This window comes from Rhizobium sp. YJ-22, from assembly GCF_029601685.1.
GTDB lineage: Bacteria > Pseudomonadota > Alphaproteobacteria > Rhizobiales > Rhizobiaceae > Metarhizobium.
Genome location: NZ_JARRIR010000008.1, coordinates 206,344 through 221,916 on the forward strand (window position 1 = coordinate 206,344; position 15,573 = coordinate 221,916).

The window sequence follows — 15,573 nt, forward strand, 5'->3', positions numbered from 1 at the left end:
GAAAAGCCTTCGGAATCAAAACGGGCGCCTCATGGGCGCCCGTTTTGTTTTTGCCGCTTCCGCTCAAATCTTGGGATTGTGCGGATGGAAAAGCTGGCCCCGCTCGGCGATTAATACAAAAATGCAGCCGATGACCGAGACGGCGAAGAAGCCGGCCACCATCGGCGTTGCCGTACCGTCGAAGGCCTGGCCGATCAGCGCACCGATAATCGCGCCACCGACGGTGCTGAGGAAACCCAGCACCGAGGAAGCAGTGCCGGCGACATGGCCGAGCGGCTCCATCGCCAGCGAGTTGAAGTTGGCGCCGATCCAGCCGAACAGAAACATGGCGACGCCGAAAAAGCCGATGAACAGCATGAAGGGCATCGGGTGAGCCATGCTGATCTGCACGACCAGCCACATCAGCGTCACCGCCATGAAGCCGACCAGCGCCCCATGCGACAGGCGGCGCATGCCGACACGGCCAACGAGCTGCGCATTCAGGAACGAGGCCAACGACATGAACAGCGCCACGGCCGCAAACGCCACCGGGAACAGCGAGCCCAGCTCATAGATGCCGACATAAATCTGCTGCGCCGAATTGATGAAGCCGAACAGCGCCCCAAAGATAAAGGTGCTGGCAATGGTATAACAGAGGGCGATGCGGTTGGTGAGCACGATCTTGAAGCCGCCGAGGATCGAGGTGACGGTAAACGGCCTCACATCATCCGGATGCAGCGTTTCCGGAAGGCGCAGATAAGCCCAGGCGCCGACGACAGTGGCGATCACGGCGATGAACAGGAAGATCAGGTGCCAGTTACCGAACAGCATCACCGTCTGGCCGATGCCGGGCGCCACGACCGGCACCACCATGAACACCATCATGATCAGCGACATGACCTCCGCCATGCGCCGGCCGCCAAATGCATCACGCACGATGGAAACTGTAACGACCCGTGTCGCCGCCGAGCCGATACCCTGGATGAAACGCAGGACGAGCAGGGCGGTGAAACTCGGCACCAGCACGATGACGAGCGCGGAAATCACATAGATGACGATACCGACCAGCATCGGCACACGGCGGCCGAAACGGTCCGACAGCGGGCCGTAGAGCAGTTGCGCGATGCCAAGGCCGATCAGATAGGCGGAGACGACATATTGACGATGATTTTCGTTTTCTACGCCGAGACTGGCGCCGATCTCCTGCAGGCCCGGCAACATGATGTCGATGGCAAGGGCGTTGATCGCCATCAGAAAAGCCATCAGGACAATGAATTCGACTTTGCTCATGCCCTTCAACTGGGCAGGCATCGCTTCCGAAGCAGTTGTCACGGTGAATATCCTAAAAAATGATAAGGCGCTGTTATTACCAGCGCCTTGACGGATCGCAAATGAATTCCGATGACGTTGAGCGAACGCTCAGGCAGCGCCGCGAACGGTAACGCCCTGCTGCTGCAGATGCGATTGCAATTCGCCGGCCTGGAACATCTCGCGGATGATATCGCAACCGCCGACGAATTCGCCCTTCACGTAGAGCTGCGGAATGGTCGGCCAGTTGGAGTAATCCTTGATGCCCTGGCGGATTTCCTGGTCGGCCAGCACGTTGACGCCCTTGTAGTCGACGCCGAGATAATCGAGGATCTGCACGACCTGGCCGGAGAAACCACATTGCGGGAACTGCGGCGTCCCCTTCATGAAGAGCACGACATCGTTGCTCTTGACTTCGTTGTCGATGAATTCATGGATGCCGCTCATGGGCCTGTTCCTTTCACGCGCGGCTTCAAGGACCGCTGTTTGATGCATCGCTTTAAATAGCAATGACGGCAAGGGAATTCCAGCCGATTCGGCCGGATTTGTTGCCGCAGTCTGGAACAATTCCAGCCTGCGATATGGCGCTTGCTTATTGCGTCGCCTCGCAGCGCTGCTGCCCCTTGTCGGTCAGCTTGCCGCTGTGCAGGTCGAGCACCTTCAACTGCGTGATGGCGGAGCCGAGACCGTTTGCCTGATGTTCGGCGAATTCGGGGCAGGTGGCGGCGGTCGCCTCGCCGGTGCGCTGCCAGAAGGAGAGCTCGCCCTTCTTCACCTCGTAGCTGTCGGAAGGCACGTCGAGCACCGCCTTGCGGCTGGCAAGATCATAGACGACGAGATCGCCCTGCGGCCCGGTCGAGCGCGTCAGGATCAGCCATTTGCCGTCGAGCGCGCCGAACCACAGGGGATCGCCGGGGCGGCCAATGACGAAATCCTTCTTCGACGGAGTGAAGCGGCAATTCTTCGCCGTCTTCGGGTCGGTCAACGCGCGGACGGCGAACTGCGCGCCGGCGCCTTCGTCATATTCCTTCTCGGCAACAGCGAAATATCTGTTGGCGTGGCATTTGGCGCTGCTCGCCGCCACCGGCGCGGTGAGACTGGCCGCGGCCAGAAGAACGGCAAGACCGGAAACAAGCGGCAAGCGACGCATCGAAACTCCGTCGATAAAAAATGGGATTGAAATTCCGTCGGATACAGAAAAGCCCGGCGAACGGGCGCCGGGCCGGGATTTGGGGCGAAAAGCGCCGTCAGTCCGGCGCGCTGGTCTGCAGGGCGAGCGCATGCAGCACGCCGCCCATCTTTCCCTCCAAGGCATTGTAGACCATCTGGTGCTGCTGCACGCGCGACTTGCCGCGAAATGCCTCGGCCACGACTTCCGCGGCATAGTGGTCCCCGTCGCCGGCAAGATCCCTGATAACGACCTTCGCGCCGGGAATGCCGGCCTTGATGAGGTCTTCGATGTCTCCGGGTTTCATCGGCATGGGTCGTGCTCCTTCCACTTATTCGGCGGCGGCCCGAGAACCGTCGCCATCCATGAAGGCAGGGAACCATGATTCATGGGCGGAGCGCAATTGCTCAATTGAAACAGGACGGGCGCTGCCCAGCGTAACCCACGAGCCTCCGGTGCGGCCGATCCACGGGCAGAAGACATCCGCCGCCTCGGCACGTTCCTGCACCTTGGAGAGGTTGCTTTCCTTGACGGTGACGACATAGCGGCCCTGGTCCTCGCCGAAGAAGACCGGAATCGGATCCTGTTCGGCGATCTGGTTCAGATGTGCGCCGATACCGGATGCAATCGCCATTTCGGCGACGGCGAGCGCCAGGCCGCCGGTGGAGCAATCGTGAACGGCGGTCGCCAAACCATCCTGGATGAGGCCGCGCACGAAATCGCCGACCTTCTTTTCATGCGCAAGATCGACCGGCGGCGGTGGGCCGTCGGTGCGGCCATGGATGTCGCGCATGTAGACCGACTGCGCCAGATGCGTGCCCCAGCTTGCCGGCGCGCCGGCGAGCAGGATCGCCTGGCCCTGTTCGGCAAAGCGGATGCGCGCCATCTTGGCCCAATCCTTGATGAGGCCGACGCCGGCAATGGTCGGGGTCGGCAGGATCGCCTGGCCGTTGGTCTCGTTGTAGAGCGAGACGTTGCCCGAGACGATCGGGAAGTCCAGCGCCGTGCAGGCCTCGCCGATGCCCTTGATGGCATGGACGAACTGACTCATGGTTTCCGGGCGCTCGGGATTGCCGAAATTCAGATTGTCGGTCGCCGCCAAGGGCAGGGCGCCGGTCGCGGTGATGTTGCGCCAGCATTCGGCCACCGCCTGCTTGCCGCCTTCGAAGGCATCGGCCTCGACATAACGTGGCGTCACGTCGGAGGAGAAGGCCAGCGCCTTCTTGGCATGGCCTTCGACGCGGACGACACCGGCATCGCCGCCCGGCAATTGCAGCGAATTGCCCTGGATCAGCGTGTCATACTGCTCGTAGACCCAGCGGCGCGAGGAATTGTTGGCCGAGCCGATGAGGCTGAGCAGCGCATCGGCGACATCGCCTTGCGGGATATCGTTGCTTTCGAGCGGGGCCGGGGTCTTGGCCGGCGTCCACGGGCGGTCGTATTCCGGCGCCTCGTCGCCCAGCTCCTTGATCGGCAGGTTGGCGACTTCCTCGCCCTGGTGGATGACGCGGAAACGCAGGTCGTCCGTGGTCTTGCCGACAATGGCGAAATCGAGGCCCCATTTGACGAAGATCGCCTTGGCTTCCTCTTCCTGCTCGGGGCGAAGGACCATGAGCATGCGCTCCTGGCTTTCCGAGAGCATCATTTCGTAAGCCGTCATGTTCTCTTCACGCACCGGCACCTTGTCGAGCAGCAATTCGATGCCGAGATCGCCCTTTGCGCCCATTTCGACGGCGGAGCAGGTGAGGCCGGCCGCACCCATGTCCTGAATGGCGATGACCGCACCGGTCTTCATCAGTTCGAGGCAGGCTTCCAGCAGGCATTTCTCGGTGAAGGGATCGCCGACCTGCACGGTCGGGCGCTTCTCCTCGATCGACTCGTCGAATTCGGCCGACGCCATCGTCGCGCCGCCGACGCCGTCGCGGCCGGTCTTAGCGCCGAGATAGACGACGGGCAGGCCGACGCCCTCGGCCTTGGAATAGAAGATCGCATCCGACTTGGCGAGGCCGGCGGCAAACGCGTTGACGAGGATGTTGCCGTTGTAGCGGGCATCGAACTCGACTTCGCCGCCGACGGTCGGCACGCCGAAGGAGTTGCCATAACCGCCGACGCCGGCAACGACGCCGGAGACCAGATGACGGGTCTTGGGATGATCCGGCTCACCAAAGCGCAGCGCGTTCATGGCAGCGATCGGACGCGCTCCCATGGTGAAGACGTCGCGCAGGATGCCGCCGACGCCGGTTGCAGCACCCTGGTAGGGCTCGATATAGGAGGGGTGGTTGTGGCTCTCCATCTTGAAGACCACGCAATCGCCGTCATCGATATCGACGACGCCGGCATTTTCGCCCGGCCCCTGGATGACGCGCGGCCCCTTGGTTGGCAGGGTGCGCAGCCACTTCTTCGAGGACTTGTATGAGCAGTGCTCGTTCCACATCGCCGAGAAGATGCCGAGTTCGGTAAAGGTCGGCTCGCGACCGATCAACGACAGGATGCGTTCGTATTCGTCAGGCTTGAGGCCGTGGGCGGCGATCAGTTCCGGCGTAATCGGACGGGTGTTGGAAACGGTCATGGTGTCGGGCATCCATTCGCTAGAGCATGTTGCGCAAAAGTGTGCAGCGGTTTTGCGCGGATGACATGCGATAAAACAAATAGCCAAAGCGCAACAGGCTACGCTCCGGGAATTTGCGGTCTCTTTAGCGCAAGCTTGCCGGAGGCGCGACAGAAAAATCAAGCGGGGGAATGCATTGTTCGACGAATATTGTGTTCAGACTCAGAACTTGTAGCCGATCTGGATGCCGGCGCGGGTCAGGCCATTGTTGGGACGGCCGCATAGGTTTGCATGCGAGGAATGTTCGATCTGGGCGAGAACGCGCCAGTTCGCGGTCACATCGTAGCCGACGGCGGCATATTCGCGAAACAGCGCCCGGCAGCCCAGATAGGGTCCCGATTCCGCATAGTCCTCCAGATTGCCATTATGAATCATGCCGCCGAAGCCGGCTTCGACGAACAACTTTTCGGTGACCTTGGCATCCCAGGCAAAGCCGCCGAAGATCATGCTGGCGTCTTCGCTATGGCCGGCGACGGTGCCGCCGAGGAAGACGCGCGGCCGCAACAGCTTTTCCTTCCAGCCATGGGCAAGTTCGCTTTCGAAGGGATCGAAGAACATCGTCACCTGGTAATAGCTGCCATCCTCCTTGTCGGAGGCTGACACCTGAGCTCCGAAGCGCAATTCGTCGAAGAAGGGTTCATCCGCCGCTGCCGTTGCGATCGAGGTCGTCAGGCCGGCTGCCACCGATGCGATGGCCAGCGCGGCGCGCAGGCTGTTGTTGCGAATTGCCATTCTGCCCATCCCCTCGAATCACGCATTCGCAGTTGCGAAGTGTCAAAAAGATAACAGTATGGTTAACAAAGGGTAAAGTTGCGCTCCGGCAACAGTCACGCATAACTGTCGTAGCCGGCGCCACCGTTCTCCAGCACGCGCCGAAGGATCTGGAAACCGCGCTCTGCCTCGGATGCCTCCTGGGTCGAAAAACCGATGCGGACGCGATGATAGGCCCGGTCCGAACGGCCTGCTTTGAACTCGTCCTCATCGTCGATCAGCACACCCTCGCGGAAGGCGGCGTTCTTGAAGATGCCGGACAGCCAGGGATCGGGCAGCTTCAACCAGAAGAAGGGCACGCCAGGACGAGAGGCCAGCTCGTATCCCTCGAAGACGCGCCGGACCATCGCCTCGCGGCGGCTGATCTCGGCAATCGCCTGGCGGCGGATATCGTCGGCTTCGCCGGTCATTGCCAGCCGGGCGCAGAGTTCGCCGAGCATGAACGGCATGCCGCCGGTAACCATCTTGTGGGCATTGCTGACGCGCTGGCTGAAATGCGCCGGGCAACTGACCCAGCCGCCGCGAATGCCGGCCGCCACGGATTTCGAAAAGCCGCCGACGACGAAGGTGCGCTCCGGCGCGAATTCGGCCAGCAGCGGCGTTTCGTCGTCGGTCATCGCGCCATAGAGATCGTCCTCGATGAGCGTCACATTATATTTGCGCGCCACCTCGGCAACCGCCTTGCGCCGCTCGTAGGACAGCGACACGACGGAAGGATTGTGCGCGGTCGGCATCAGGAAGGCGAGCTTGGGGTGCTGCTGCGCGCAGAGCCGCTCGAAATCCTCGGGGATGAGGCCCTCGGCATCGGCCTCGGTGAGGATCGTGCGGCGGCCGATCAGGCTGGCGCTGCGGCTGATGCGCGAATAGGTCAGGTGCTCGAAAACGATCTTGTCGCCCGGCGCGGTGATCGCCGCAATGACCGCCATGATCGCGGCATGGGCGCCGAGCGCCGGCACGATGGATTCGGGCGAGGGGCGCCAGTTACCGCGCGCCAGCCAGCGGGCGCCCGCCTCGAACCAGTGCGGTGGGAAAATGCGGGTATAGCTGGTCATGTCGAGCGGATGCTCGTGCATGATCGCCGACATCGTGTCGGAAATCGCCTCGGCCTGGCCGACATCGGGCGCCGCCGTGGTGTCGAAACGCAGGATGCCGGGCTCGGCATCCGGCAGTTTCGAGCGCGACCAGGAGGTGCGGATCGGATCGGCGGGCATCGCCGAATTCGCCTGCGACGGCGGCAGCACATAGGTGCCGCGCCCGACCTCGCCGCTGACCAGCCCGCGCTCATGCACCAGCGAATAGGCGCGGCCGACCGTGCCGATGGTCACGCCGATATCATAGGCGAGATTGCGCTGCGGCGGCAGCTTCGCGCCGGCAACGAGAGTGCCGTCGGAGATCGCCGACTCGATCTGGTCCGCAAGCCGCACATAGATCGGGCCGGTGCCCGTCGAAACATCGGGAAGCCAATTTGTCATGGTGTCAATTTCTACATTGTAGGCGCATCCGTGTCAATTGTATTGGATAGTTGCTGCCATTGATTGGGCGGCGCTTCCAAAGAGCAGGTGAAAAATGGCCAATATCGATCGATACATTGAGACAATCGATACAATCTATCCGGATGGCTACGCCCGCGAGTCCCTGTTTCGTAGCGCCGGCGAGATGCTGAGCCCCGGCCCGGCTGCGTCCGCGCGAACATGGTTCGGACGCCTCATCGTGACGATGCAGACCTGGCATTCCAAACGCAACACGCGCGCCGCGCTGCGTGAGCTGACCGACGACGAGTTGCGCGACATCGGCGTCACACCGGCCGAAGCGCGGCGCGAAGTCGCCAAATCCTGGTTCTGGGATTGAGTGGAACGGTTCCCCGCCTGTAGCGCATCGTGCCGCCGATGCGGCGTCCGCCGCCGCGTCAGGACGCGGCGCGATGCGCTACTCTTTTCCGGTTTGGGGAAGGCGGGTCAGCAACCCTTGCCGCCGGCGGCCCAGCGGTTGACGTCTTTGGCGATGCGAGACGACAGGCTTTCGTTCATCAGCGGCCCGAAGGCATCGAGCTTCGCCGGATTGCCTTCCGCCTGCACGACGAGAAGCGGACGCGATTCCGGGCTGTGGCTATGCACGAGAAGGATGCGCGGCCGGCCGGAGAAGGAATTCAGCTCCGGCGCCAGCCGATAGGGCTTGAAAGCAGCATCGCCCGATTTGAACCAGCAGGCATTGGCGCCGAGCGCCACGCGCTCCATCATCGGCAGCGCCGCGCGGCTGGCGCTGACCGGCGGCGGGGCCGGGCGCGACTGGCAGGCCGCAAGCGCAAGAGCCGCAACCGCAAGGCCGGCGGTATTCAGGGCGGAAAGGCGATGATTTTTGGCGCGCATGACGGTTCTCGCTGGCGAATTCTGGGGCGCGAAGGTCACGCGGCGATGACGTCGAGCGCCGAAGCGAAGATGCCGCGCCCGTCCGAACCACCATGGGCGGCTTCGATCAGATTTTCCGGATGCGGCATCATGCCGAGCACGTTACCGGCCTTGTTCATGACGCCGGCAATGTCGTCGATGGAGCCGTTGGGGTTGGTGCCCTCGGCATATTTGAAGACGATCTGGCCGTTGCCCTGAAGGGCGGCCAACGCCTCGGCATCGGCGAAATAATTGCCGTCGTGATGGGCGACGGGGCTGCGGATCACCTGCCCTTGCGCATAGGCGCGGGTGAAATCGGTATCGGCATTGACCACCTGCAGCTTGATTTCCTTGCAGACGAACTTCAGCGAGGCATTGCGCATCAGCGCGCCCGGCAGCAGGCCGGCCTCGAGCAGGATCTGGAAGCCGTTGCAGACGCCGAGAACCTTGACGCCCTTTTCCGCCTTCTCACGGATCGCCTGCATCACCGGCATCCGCGCCGCAATCGCCCCGCAGCGCAGATAATCGCCATAGGAGAAGCCACCGGGAATGACGATCAGGTCGACATCGGGGATATCCGTCTCCGTCTGCCAGACGGTGACCGGCGCCTTGCCGGAGATCTTCGTGAGCGCGGCGATCATGTCGCGATCGCGGTTGAGACCGGGGAGTTGTACGACGGCGGACTTCATGGGTGCGGTTCAAACCTTGCTTGTGCTTCTGCCAATTCGCGGAGTTCAAGGCGGCTTTCGATGCGGTCCAGCCGCTGCGCATGCCGGGCAAGAACGCCGTAGGTGTTGTGGATGTCCTGATGATCGAGATCATGGTCCCGCGTATGCTCTGGAGTTCGCTCTTGATTTCTCCAAGCGAGGTATCCACGCGGTCGATACGCTGATGCGTCCTCTTGAGGAGTTCATACATCAATTCGTTCGTGATCTCGGCCATCGCCCACTCCGCAACGCTCAGTCGAGGGCGATAGTATAGTTCTCGATGACGGTATTGGCGAGCAGCTTTTCGCACATGGCCTTCAGGTCGGCCTCGGCCTTGGCGCGATCCTGACCTTCGAGGGCGAGATCGAAGACCTTGCCCTGGCGCACCGCGCCGACGCCGGAAAAACCAAGCGCGCCAAGCGCGCCTTCGATAGCCTTGCCCTGCGGATCGAGAACGCCGTTCTTCAACGTGACTGTCACGCGTGCCTTGATCACAACTCTACCCCTTGAGATTACTTGACCAGAACCGGACCGGTGCCGCGCACCGGCTCGTTTTCGTTGATGATGCCGAGACGGCGCGCCACTTCCTGATAGGCTTCGAGCAGGCCGCCCAGATCCTGGCGGAAGCGATCCTTGTCCAGCTTCTGGCGGGTTTCGATATCCCAGAGGCGGCAGCTATCCGGCGAAATCTCGTCGGCGAGGATGATGCGCATCATGTCGCCTTCGAACAGGCGGCCGCATTCGATCTTGAAATCGATGAGCTGGATGCCGACGCCGAGGAACAGGCCGGTGAGGAAGTCGTTGACGCGGATGGCGAGCGCCATGATGTCGTCGAGTTCGGCCGGATTGGCCCAGCCGAAGGCGGTGATGTGCTCTTCCGATACCATCGGGTCGTCGAGCGCATCCGACTTGTAGTAGAATTCGATGATCGAGCGCGGCAGCACGATGCCTTCCTCGATGCCAAGGCGGGTTGCGAGAGAACCGGCGGCGACGTTGCGCACCACGATCTCCAGCGGGATCATCTCCACTTCCTTGATCAACTGCTCGCGCATGTTCAGCCTGCGCAGGAAATGCGTCGGGATGCCGATCTTGTTCAGATGGGTGAAGAGATATTCGGAAATGCGGTTGTTGAGCACGCCCTTGCCATCGATGACATCGTGCTTCTTCTTGTTGAAGGCTGTCGCATCGTCCTTGAAGAATTGGATCAACGTGCCCGGCTCCGGTCCTTCGTAGAGGATCTTGGCCTTGCCTTCGTAAACGCGACGGCGACGGTTCATGGTGTTTTCTCTGTTGTTGGCGCTCTTGGGAAAGCGCGTGGTACGTTCTTATTGCGGTCCCATAAAGGAAAAGCGCGCAATTCACAATGCCGGGCGGGCAGGCTTGTTCTGCAAAACCTGGGCCAGCCCCGGCCGGACACGGGAATCGCGCCGGCCACATCTGCATTCTTCTTCGCGATTTTTACCTGTCAAAGACTCTTCCTGTGCAAAACGCCGATTCCGTGACGGGCCGTCGCCCTGACTTGACCCAGATTATACCGTAAAGCCTGTGCGACGCTGGGCAAGGCCGGCTGCTTTCGCCCAAACTTCGGATTGCACTTTCGGCAGCGATTTGAATAATGGGATGAAACGCCCATCATGGGACACGGGAGAACCAAGGCATGACCAGCATGAACGATCGCGAAAAGGCTTTTGAAAACAAGTTTGCTCTCGATCAGGAGATGAAATTCAAGGCGGAAGCCCGCCGCAACAAGCTGCTGGGCCTGTGGGCTGCCGAGTTGCTCGGGCGCACGGATGCAGACGCGTATGCCCGTGACGTCGTTGCCGCCGATTTCATGGAGGCCGGCGACGAGGATGTGTTCCGCAAGATTCGCTCCGATCTCGACGAGGCCGGCATCGCCCTCAGCGATATCGATATCCGCTCGAAGATGGCCGAGCTGTTGGCGGTCGCCATCGACCAGATCCAGAAAGGCTGACGCGTTTCAAGCGCAAACGTGGATGCAGTCGTCAGGCGCGCGGCGGGCTACGTTGCGCGCCTGACGCGATTCTGCAGGTCCTTGACGGCATTGGTGCCGGCCCGCCAGCTTTCGGCGCGCAGAAACCCTTCGATTTCGGCAAACGGCATGGGCCGGGCTAGGCCGTAACCTTGCAGGATATCGCAACCTGTCTCGCGTAATACGCGGATATGGTCTGTCGTTTCCACACCCTCGGCCGCGACCTGGATGTTGAGCGCGCGCCCCATCTCGACGATCGCGCCGACCAGCTTGCGCTGTTCGGCGGAACGATGCACGGAATTGATGATCTGCCGGTCGATCTTCAGCGTGTTGGGACTGATGCGCATCAGGCTGACGATCGAGGCATGGCCGGTGCCGAAATCGTCGATCTCGATGCCGATGCCGAGCTTCCGCAGCCGCTCCAGGTTGGAGATGACGCCTGAATCGCAATTGTCGAGGAAGATCGTTTCCAGAAGCTCGAAGGACACGGTTCCCGGCCGGATTTTCAAGCGCTTCAGCTTGGTCATCAGGGCGGGGTCGTTCAGGCGCCGTGTGGAGACGTTGACCGAGACCTTCGGCACCAAAAGCCCACGGCTTTCCCAGATTTGCAGAGCCTTCAGCGCCTTTTCCAGCACCATGGCGTCGATGGTCGAGACCACGTCGAGATCGTCCGCAATGGCGAGGAAGTTATCCGGCGTAAGAATGCCGCGCTCGGGATGGCGCCAACGCACCAGAGTCTCCACACCGGCGACGTCGAGCGTACGGGCGTTGAACTGGAGCTGGTAATAGGGAACGAACTGATCCTGCTCCAGCGCCTGCAGGATCTCGTCGGCGATCTGCTTGTGGCGGATGATCTGGTTCTGTGTGTCCTGCGAGAAGAATTCATGGCGGTTGCGTCCGCGATTCTTGGCGCGGTAGAGAGCGATATCGGCGTTCAGCAGCACCTGCTTGGCATCGGCGTCGGCGCCGCCGCCCACGGCGATGCCGATGCTGGCGCCAAAACGAATCATATGCCCCTCGAAAGCGACCGGTTTGCACAATTCCCGGATGATCCGGTCGGCAAACAGCGCCAGCTTGCGCTGGGAACCGTCGCCGCGGGTCAGCACGACGAATTCATCGCCGCCGATGCGGGCGACGAAATCCTCCTCGCGGATGTTTGCCCGCAACACGGCCGCGGCATGCTGCAGCATCATGTCGCCTGCCAGATGCCCCAGCGTGTCATTGATCTGCTTGAAGCGGTCGAGATCGATGTGCAGCACGGCGATGCTGGCGCCGGTCACATGGCATTCGGCCGCGCGCATTTCCAGCATTTCGTCCATGTAACGCCGGTTCGGCAGGCCGGTGAGATAGTCGTGCAGCGCATTGTGCTCGATGCGGGCGCGGGTGACCTCAAGCTCGCGGTACCGCGTTTCGGCCAGGGTCTTGGCGTTGAGCAACTCATGGCGCAGGTTGACGTCGGCGGTCACGTCCCAATTGGCGCCGAGCATATACCGCCGGCCGGCATTGTCGGTGAAGACGACGTTGCGCGAGCGAATATGGCGCACGCAGCCCTCGCCAAGCAACACGCGGTAATCGTTCTCGAATTCGCCATCATGCTCAATATGCATGGAGACGCGGCGCAGCGTCGCTGCACGGTCGTCGGGATGGATGAGCGATTCCCAAAGCGATTCCGGCTTGGTGTTGGATGTGCCCTCCATGCCGAACATTTTCAGAAGGCCGTCGTCCCAATGAACAGTCTGGCTCTGCAGGTCGACTTCGAAGACACCGATCTTGGAGATCGACAAAGCCAGCTTCAGCCGGCGCGACATGCCAGCCAGCAATTCCTCGGCAAGCTTGCGGGCCGTGATGTCGGTATCGGTGCCGACGACACGCAGCGGATTACCGTCATCATCCCACTCGACGGCCGCACCGCGGCATTCGATCCAGACCCAGCCGCCCACGCGGTTGCGCTCGCGATATTGGAAGACGGCGAAATCCGGATCGCCGCGGTTCTGGCGGTGGATAGCGTCAATGACGAATGCGCGGTCGTCGGGATGGACCAGCAGGATCCAGTCGTCCATGCCTTCGTTCAGGGTCTCGTCCGGGCCGATGCCGCGGATGGCGCGCCAGGTATCGGAATAATACATGACGCCGGCGCCATAATTCTGGTCCCAGACGCCGAGTCCGGAATTAGTCAACGCATCATGCCAGCGCCGCTCACGCATGGCGAGGTCTTGGACCTCACGCTTGAGCTGGGTAATATCCGTGAGAGCGAGGAGACGGGCAGTCTCGTCATCGGCCGGGGACACCGAGGCCGAAACCCAGAATGAGCCCCCCGCAAGTCGAAATTCCGCCGTTTCACCCGAAATTCCGTCTTTGAGCCAGGCAAACAGTCGATCGCGATCTTCTGGAAAAACCAGTTCGGCCAGACCGGAAGCATTCGCCGCGCGACCATCGGCAAGCCTGAAAAATCCGGTATTGGCCCGCAGGATGTCACCTTCCAGGGTGACGAGCGCCAGTGGAACGGGCGCAGAGTCCAGCAGATCGAATCCGTCTTCCGTAGAGCCGGAACCGTTTTTCCCTGCTGCGCCGATGTCAGATCGGGATGGTTGCACGTCCATTCTCGCCTCGCTTGCATACAAGTCTGAGGCGATCGCCTTAAATTTTGATGAATCCCAAACTGATTCCGGTCCGCATTTGCGAAACGGTAAACGGTCAGGTTTCCAGTCGGGCGAGGAAACGGGCGAACACCATCGAACCCTCGGGCCACGGGCCGTGACCGGAGGCCGCGTCAATGGCGCCGGATTCTCCGGCATCGACGGTCAGCGAGCCCCAGGCGCTGGCGACGTCTTCGGCATGTTCATAGGAACCGAAGGGATCGTTGCGACTGGCGACCGTGATCGATGGGAAAATCAGCGGCGCACGCGGGTAGGGACCAAAGGCGGCGATTTCCGGCGCCAGCGTCATGTCGCCGGAGAGATCCGGGGGCGTGACGAAAAAGCCGCCGGCGACGCCTTCGGTCATTTCCTGCGCCGCATGAACGGCGGCGGCGACGCCCAGCCCATGGGCGACGAGAACGACCGGCCGGCTCGCCAACCGCGTTTCGGCGACGATACGCTCGACCCAGGCGTGACGATCCGGGTTCATCCAGTCGAGCCCGTCGATCAGGCGGGCGGTGCTGAGCTTTTCGGCCCAGCGGCTGTACCAGTCGCCCGGTGCCGCGCCGCCGCGCCCGGGAACGATCAGGATATCGGCTTCAGACGCTTTCATGATGGCTCCCTTCTGCTGCGATGCGGGCCGGCTGACGGCGATTATTCACCGAACACGCGCTTGAAGATCGTATCGACATGCTTGGTGTGGTAGCCGAGATCGAATTTCTCGCGGATGTCGGCTTCGGAAAGGGCGGCGCGCACTTCGCTGTCGGCCAGCAGTTCCTCCAGGAAATCCTTGCCCTGTTCCCAGACCTTCATGGCGTTGCGCTGCACGAGGCGATAGGCATCCTCGCGCGACACACCGGCCTGGGTCAGCGCCAAGAGCACGCGCTGCGAATGCACGAGGCCGCGGAACTTGTCGAGGTTGCGCATCATGTTATCGGGATAGACGACCAGCTTTTCGATGACGCCGGCCAGACGGTTCAGCGCGAAATCGAGAGTGATCGTCGTATCGGGGCCAATGCCGCGCTCGACGCTCGAATGGCTGATATCGCGCTCATGCCAAAGGGCGACGTTTTCCATGGCAGGCGTCACTGCCATGCGCACGAGGCGAGCAAGACCGGTCAGGTTTTCGGTCAGCACCGGGTTGCGCTTGTGCGGCATGGCCGATGAGCCTTTCTGGCCGGGCGAGAAGAATTCCTCCGCCTCCAGGACTTCCGTGCGCTGCATGTGACGGATTTCAATCGCCACGTTTTCGATCGAGGAAGCGATGACGCCGAGGGTCGCGAAGAACATCGCATGGCGGTCGCGCGGAATGACCTGCGTCGAGATTGGTTCAGCCACGAGGCCGAGCTTGGCGCAGACATGCTCCTCGACGCGCGGATCGATATTGGCGAAGGTGCCGACGGCGCCGGAGATCGCGCCGGTGGCGATTTCGGCGCGCGCCGCAACGAGGCGGGCGCGGTTGCGATCCATCTCGGCATAGAAACGGGCGAGCGTCAGGCCCATCGTCGTCGGCTCGGCGTGGATGCCGTGGCTGCGGCCGATGCGGATAGTGTTCTTGTGCTCGTAGGCGCGCGTCTTGAGCGCCGCCAGCACGCGGTCCATGTCGGAAAGCAGGATATCGGCGGCGCGCACGAGCTGGATGTTGAAGGTGGTGTCGAGCACATCCGACGAGGTCATGCCCTGATGCACGAAGCGGCTGTCCGGGCCGACGAATTCGGCAAGATGCGTCAGGAAGGCGATGACGTCATGCTTGGTGACGGCCTCGATCTCGTCGATGCGGGCGACGTCGAAAGTGGCCGCGCCGCCCTTTTCCCAGATGGTTTCCGCCGCCGACTTCGGAATGACGCCGATCTCGGCGAGCGCGTCGCAGGCATGGGCCTCGATCTCGAACCAGATGCGGAACTTGGTCTCGGGAGACCAGATGGCGACCATTTCCGGGCGGGAATAACGCGGGATCATCTCTTCATCGCTTTCATGTTTCGGCAGTTTGCGCCCGCTTTATCAAACCGGGCCGCCAATCTC

16 protein-coding genes and 1 pseudogene are annotated in these 15,573 nt (G+C 61.9%); 2 read left to right on the forward strand and 15 right to left on the reverse strand.

Annotated features, from left to right (window positions below; all coding sequences use genetic code 11):
* Positions 1–63: 63 nt before the first annotated feature.
* The 7 genes from P7F60_RS19450 to P7F60_RS19480 all read right to left on the reverse strand — a co-directional run bounded on the left by P7F60_RS19450 (position 64) and on the right by P7F60_RS19480 (position 7,306).
* On the reverse strand, positions 64–1,269 hold the full coding sequence (locus P7F60_RS19450) for a multidrug effflux MFS transporter (protein WP_277919498.1): 1,206 nt from the start codon (positions 1,267–1,269) through the stop codon (positions 64–66).
* A gap of 129 nt (positions 1,270–1,398) precedes the next feature.
* Positions 1,399–1,734, reverse strand: coding sequence for a Grx4 family monothiol glutaredoxin (gene grxD / locus P7F60_RS19455; protein WP_277919341.1), 336 nt, complete (start codon positions 1,732–1,734; stop codon positions 1,399–1,401).
* Between the two features lie 145 nt (positions 1,735–1,879).
* The gene (locus P7F60_RS19460) at positions 1,880–2,437 is read right to left on the reverse strand and encodes a hypothetical protein (RefSeq protein ID WP_277919342.1); all 558 of its coding nucleotides are present in this window, start codon (positions 2,435–2,437) and stop codon (positions 1,880–1,882) included.
* 97 nt (positions 2,438–2,534) lie between these two features.
* The gene (locus tag P7F60_RS19465; protein ID WP_277919343.1) at positions 2,535–2,768 is read right to left on the reverse strand and encodes a BolA family transcriptional regulator; all 234 of its coding nucleotides are present in this window, start codon (positions 2,766–2,768) and stop codon (positions 2,535–2,537) included.
* An 18-nt stretch (positions 2,769–2,786) separates the two neighbouring features.
* Positions 2,787–5,024 carry a phosphoribosylformylglycinamidine synthase subunit PurL gene (gene purL / locus P7F60_RS19470; protein ID WP_277919344.1) on the reverse strand — a complete coding sequence of 746 codons (2,238 nt, stop codon included), beginning with the start codon at positions 5,022–5,024 and terminating at the stop codon, positions 2,787–2,789.
* A 201-nt stretch (positions 5,025–5,225) separates the two neighbouring features.
* Positions 5,226–5,795: an acyloxyacyl hydrolase gene (locus P7F60_RS19475; RefSeq protein WP_277919345.1), complete on the reverse strand. Its 570-nt coding sequence runs from the start codon at positions 5,793–5,795 to the stop codon at positions 5,226–5,228.
* A 95-nt stretch (positions 5,796–5,890) separates the two neighbouring features.
* Entirely contained in the window at positions 5,891–7,306 is a 1,416-nt protein-coding gene (locus P7F60_RS19480) for a PLP-dependent aminotransferase family protein (RefSeq protein WP_277919346.1), read from the reverse strand.
* A gap of 94 nt (positions 7,307–7,400) precedes the next feature.
* Here P7F60_RS19480 and P7F60_RS19485 point away from each other — a divergent pair, with 94 nt between their 5' ends.
* Positions 7,401–7,682: a DUF1127 domain-containing protein gene (locus P7F60_RS19485; protein ID WP_277919347.1), complete on the forward strand. Its 282-nt coding sequence runs from the start codon at positions 7,401–7,403 to the stop codon at positions 7,680–7,682.
* A gap of 107 nt (positions 7,683–7,789) precedes the next feature.
* Here P7F60_RS19485 and P7F60_RS19490 read toward each other — a convergent pair whose 3' ends face one another.
* From P7F60_RS19490 to purC, 5 genes and pseudogenes are all read right to left on the reverse strand, one after another.
* On the reverse strand, positions 7,790–8,200 hold the full coding sequence (locus P7F60_RS19490; RefSeq protein WP_277919348.1) for a hypothetical protein: 411 nt from the start codon (positions 8,198–8,200) through the stop codon (positions 7,790–7,792).
* Positions 8,201–8,235: 35 nt separating this feature from the next.
* Positions 8,236–8,907 carry a phosphoribosylformylglycinamidine synthase subunit PurQ gene (gene purQ / locus P7F60_RS19495; protein ID WP_277919349.1) on the reverse strand — a complete coding sequence of 224 codons (672 nt, stop codon included), beginning with the start codon at positions 8,905–8,907 and terminating at the stop codon, positions 8,236–8,238.
* A pseudogene (locus P7F60_RS19500) lies at positions 8,904–9,160 on the reverse strand (hypothetical protein). Before P7F60_RS19500 ends, purQ begins: the two are co-directional and overlap by 4 nt.
* 17 nt (positions 9,161–9,177) lie before the next feature.
* On the reverse strand, positions 9,178–9,420 hold the full coding sequence (gene purS, locus P7F60_RS19505; protein WP_277919350.1) for a phosphoribosylformylglycinamidine synthase subunit PurS: 243 nt from the start codon (positions 9,418–9,420) through the stop codon (positions 9,178–9,180).
* Positions 9,421–9,437: 17 nt separating this feature from the next.
* Positions 9,438–10,202, reverse strand: coding sequence for a phosphoribosylaminoimidazolesuccinocarboxamide synthase (gene purC, locus P7F60_RS19510; RefSeq protein WP_277919351.1), 765 nt, complete (start codon positions 10,200–10,202; stop codon positions 9,438–9,440).
* A gap of 380 nt (positions 10,203–10,582) precedes the next feature.
* On the opposite strand from purC, the gene P7F60_RS19515 reads away from it, so the two are divergent.
* Positions 10,583–10,897: a DUF1476 domain-containing protein gene (locus P7F60_RS19515; protein ID WP_277919352.1), complete on the forward strand. Its 315-nt coding sequence runs from the start codon at positions 10,583–10,585 to the stop codon at positions 10,895–10,897.
* A 47-nt stretch (positions 10,898–10,944) separates the two neighbouring features.
* Here P7F60_RS19515 and P7F60_RS19520 read toward each other — a convergent pair whose 3' ends face one another.
* The 3 genes from P7F60_RS19520 to purB form a co-directional block, all read right to left on the reverse strand.
* Complete coding sequence (locus tag P7F60_RS19520; protein ID WP_277919499.1) at positions 10,945–13,155, reverse strand: GGDEF domain-containing phosphodiesterase; 2,211 nt, start codon at positions 13,153–13,155, stop codon at positions 10,945–10,947.
* 454 nt (positions 13,156–13,609) lie between these two features.
* On the reverse strand, positions 13,610–14,164 hold the full coding sequence (locus P7F60_RS19525) for an alpha/beta hydrolase (RefSeq protein WP_277919353.1): 555 nt from the start codon (positions 14,162–14,164) through the stop codon (positions 13,610–13,612).
* 41 nt (positions 14,165–14,205) lie between these two features.
* On the reverse strand, positions 14,206–15,510 hold the full coding sequence (gene purB / locus P7F60_RS19530; protein WP_277919354.1) for an adenylosuccinate lyase: 1,305 nt from the start codon (positions 15,508–15,510) through the stop codon (positions 14,206–14,208).
* Positions 15,511–15,573 lie beyond the last annotated feature (63 nt).

Excerpts from the sequence above, each read along its gene's own strand:
- P7F60_RS19465 (WP_277919343.1), bottom strand. The coding sequence starts at position 2,768 with ATGCCGATGAAACCCGGAGACATCGAAGACCTCATCAAGGCCGGCATT.
- purQ (WP_277919349.1), bottom strand. The coding sequence starts at position 8,907 with ATGAAGTCCGCCGTCGTACAACTCCCCGGTCTCAACCGCGATCGCGAC.
- P7F60_RS19460 (WP_277919342.1), bottom strand. The coding sequence starts at position 2,437 with ATGCGTCGCTTGCCGCTTGTTTCCGGTCTTGCCGTTCTTCTGGCCGCG.
- purB (WP_277919354.1), bottom strand. The coding sequence starts at position 15,510 with ATGATCCCGCGTTATTCCCGCCCGGAAATGGTCGCCATCTGGTCTCCC.
- P7F60_RS19490 (WP_277919348.1), bottom strand. The coding sequence starts at position 8,200 with ATGCGCGCCAAAAATCATCGCCTTTCCGCCCTGAATACCGCCGGCCTT.
- P7F60_RS19485 (WP_277919347.1), top strand. The coding sequence starts at position 7,401 with ATGGCCAATATCGATCGATACATTGAGACAATCGATACAATCTATCCG.
- purC (WP_277919351.1), bottom strand. The coding sequence starts at position 10,202 with ATGAACCGTCGCCGTCGCGTTTACGAAGGCAAGGCCAAGATCCTCTAC.
- P7F60_RS19450 (WP_277919498.1), bottom strand. The coding sequence starts at position 1,269 with ATGAGCAAAGTCGAATTCATTGTCCTGATGGCTTTTCTGATGGCGATC.
- P7F60_RS19515 (WP_277919352.1), top strand. The coding sequence starts at position 10,583 with ATGACCAGCATGAACGATCGCGAAAAGGCTTTTGAAAACAAGTTTGCT.
- grxD (WP_277919341.1), bottom strand. The coding sequence starts at position 1,734 with ATGAGCGGCATCCATGAATTCATCGACAACGAAGTCAAGAGCAACGAT.
- P7F60_RS19480 (WP_277919346.1), bottom strand. The coding sequence starts at position 7,306 with ATGACAAATTGGCTTCCCGATGTTTCGACGGGCACCGGCCCGATCTAT.
- P7F60_RS19525 (WP_277919353.1), bottom strand. The coding sequence starts at position 14,164 with ATGAAAGCGTCTGAAGCCGATATCCTGATCGTTCCCGGGCGCGGCGGC.
- P7F60_RS19475 (WP_277919345.1), bottom strand. The coding sequence starts at position 5,795 with ATGGCAATTCGCAACAACAGCCTGCGCGCCGCGCTGGCCATCGCATCG.
- purL (WP_277919344.1), bottom strand. The coding sequence starts at position 5,024 with ATGACCGTTTCCAACACCCGTCCGATTACGCCGGAACTGATCGCCGCC.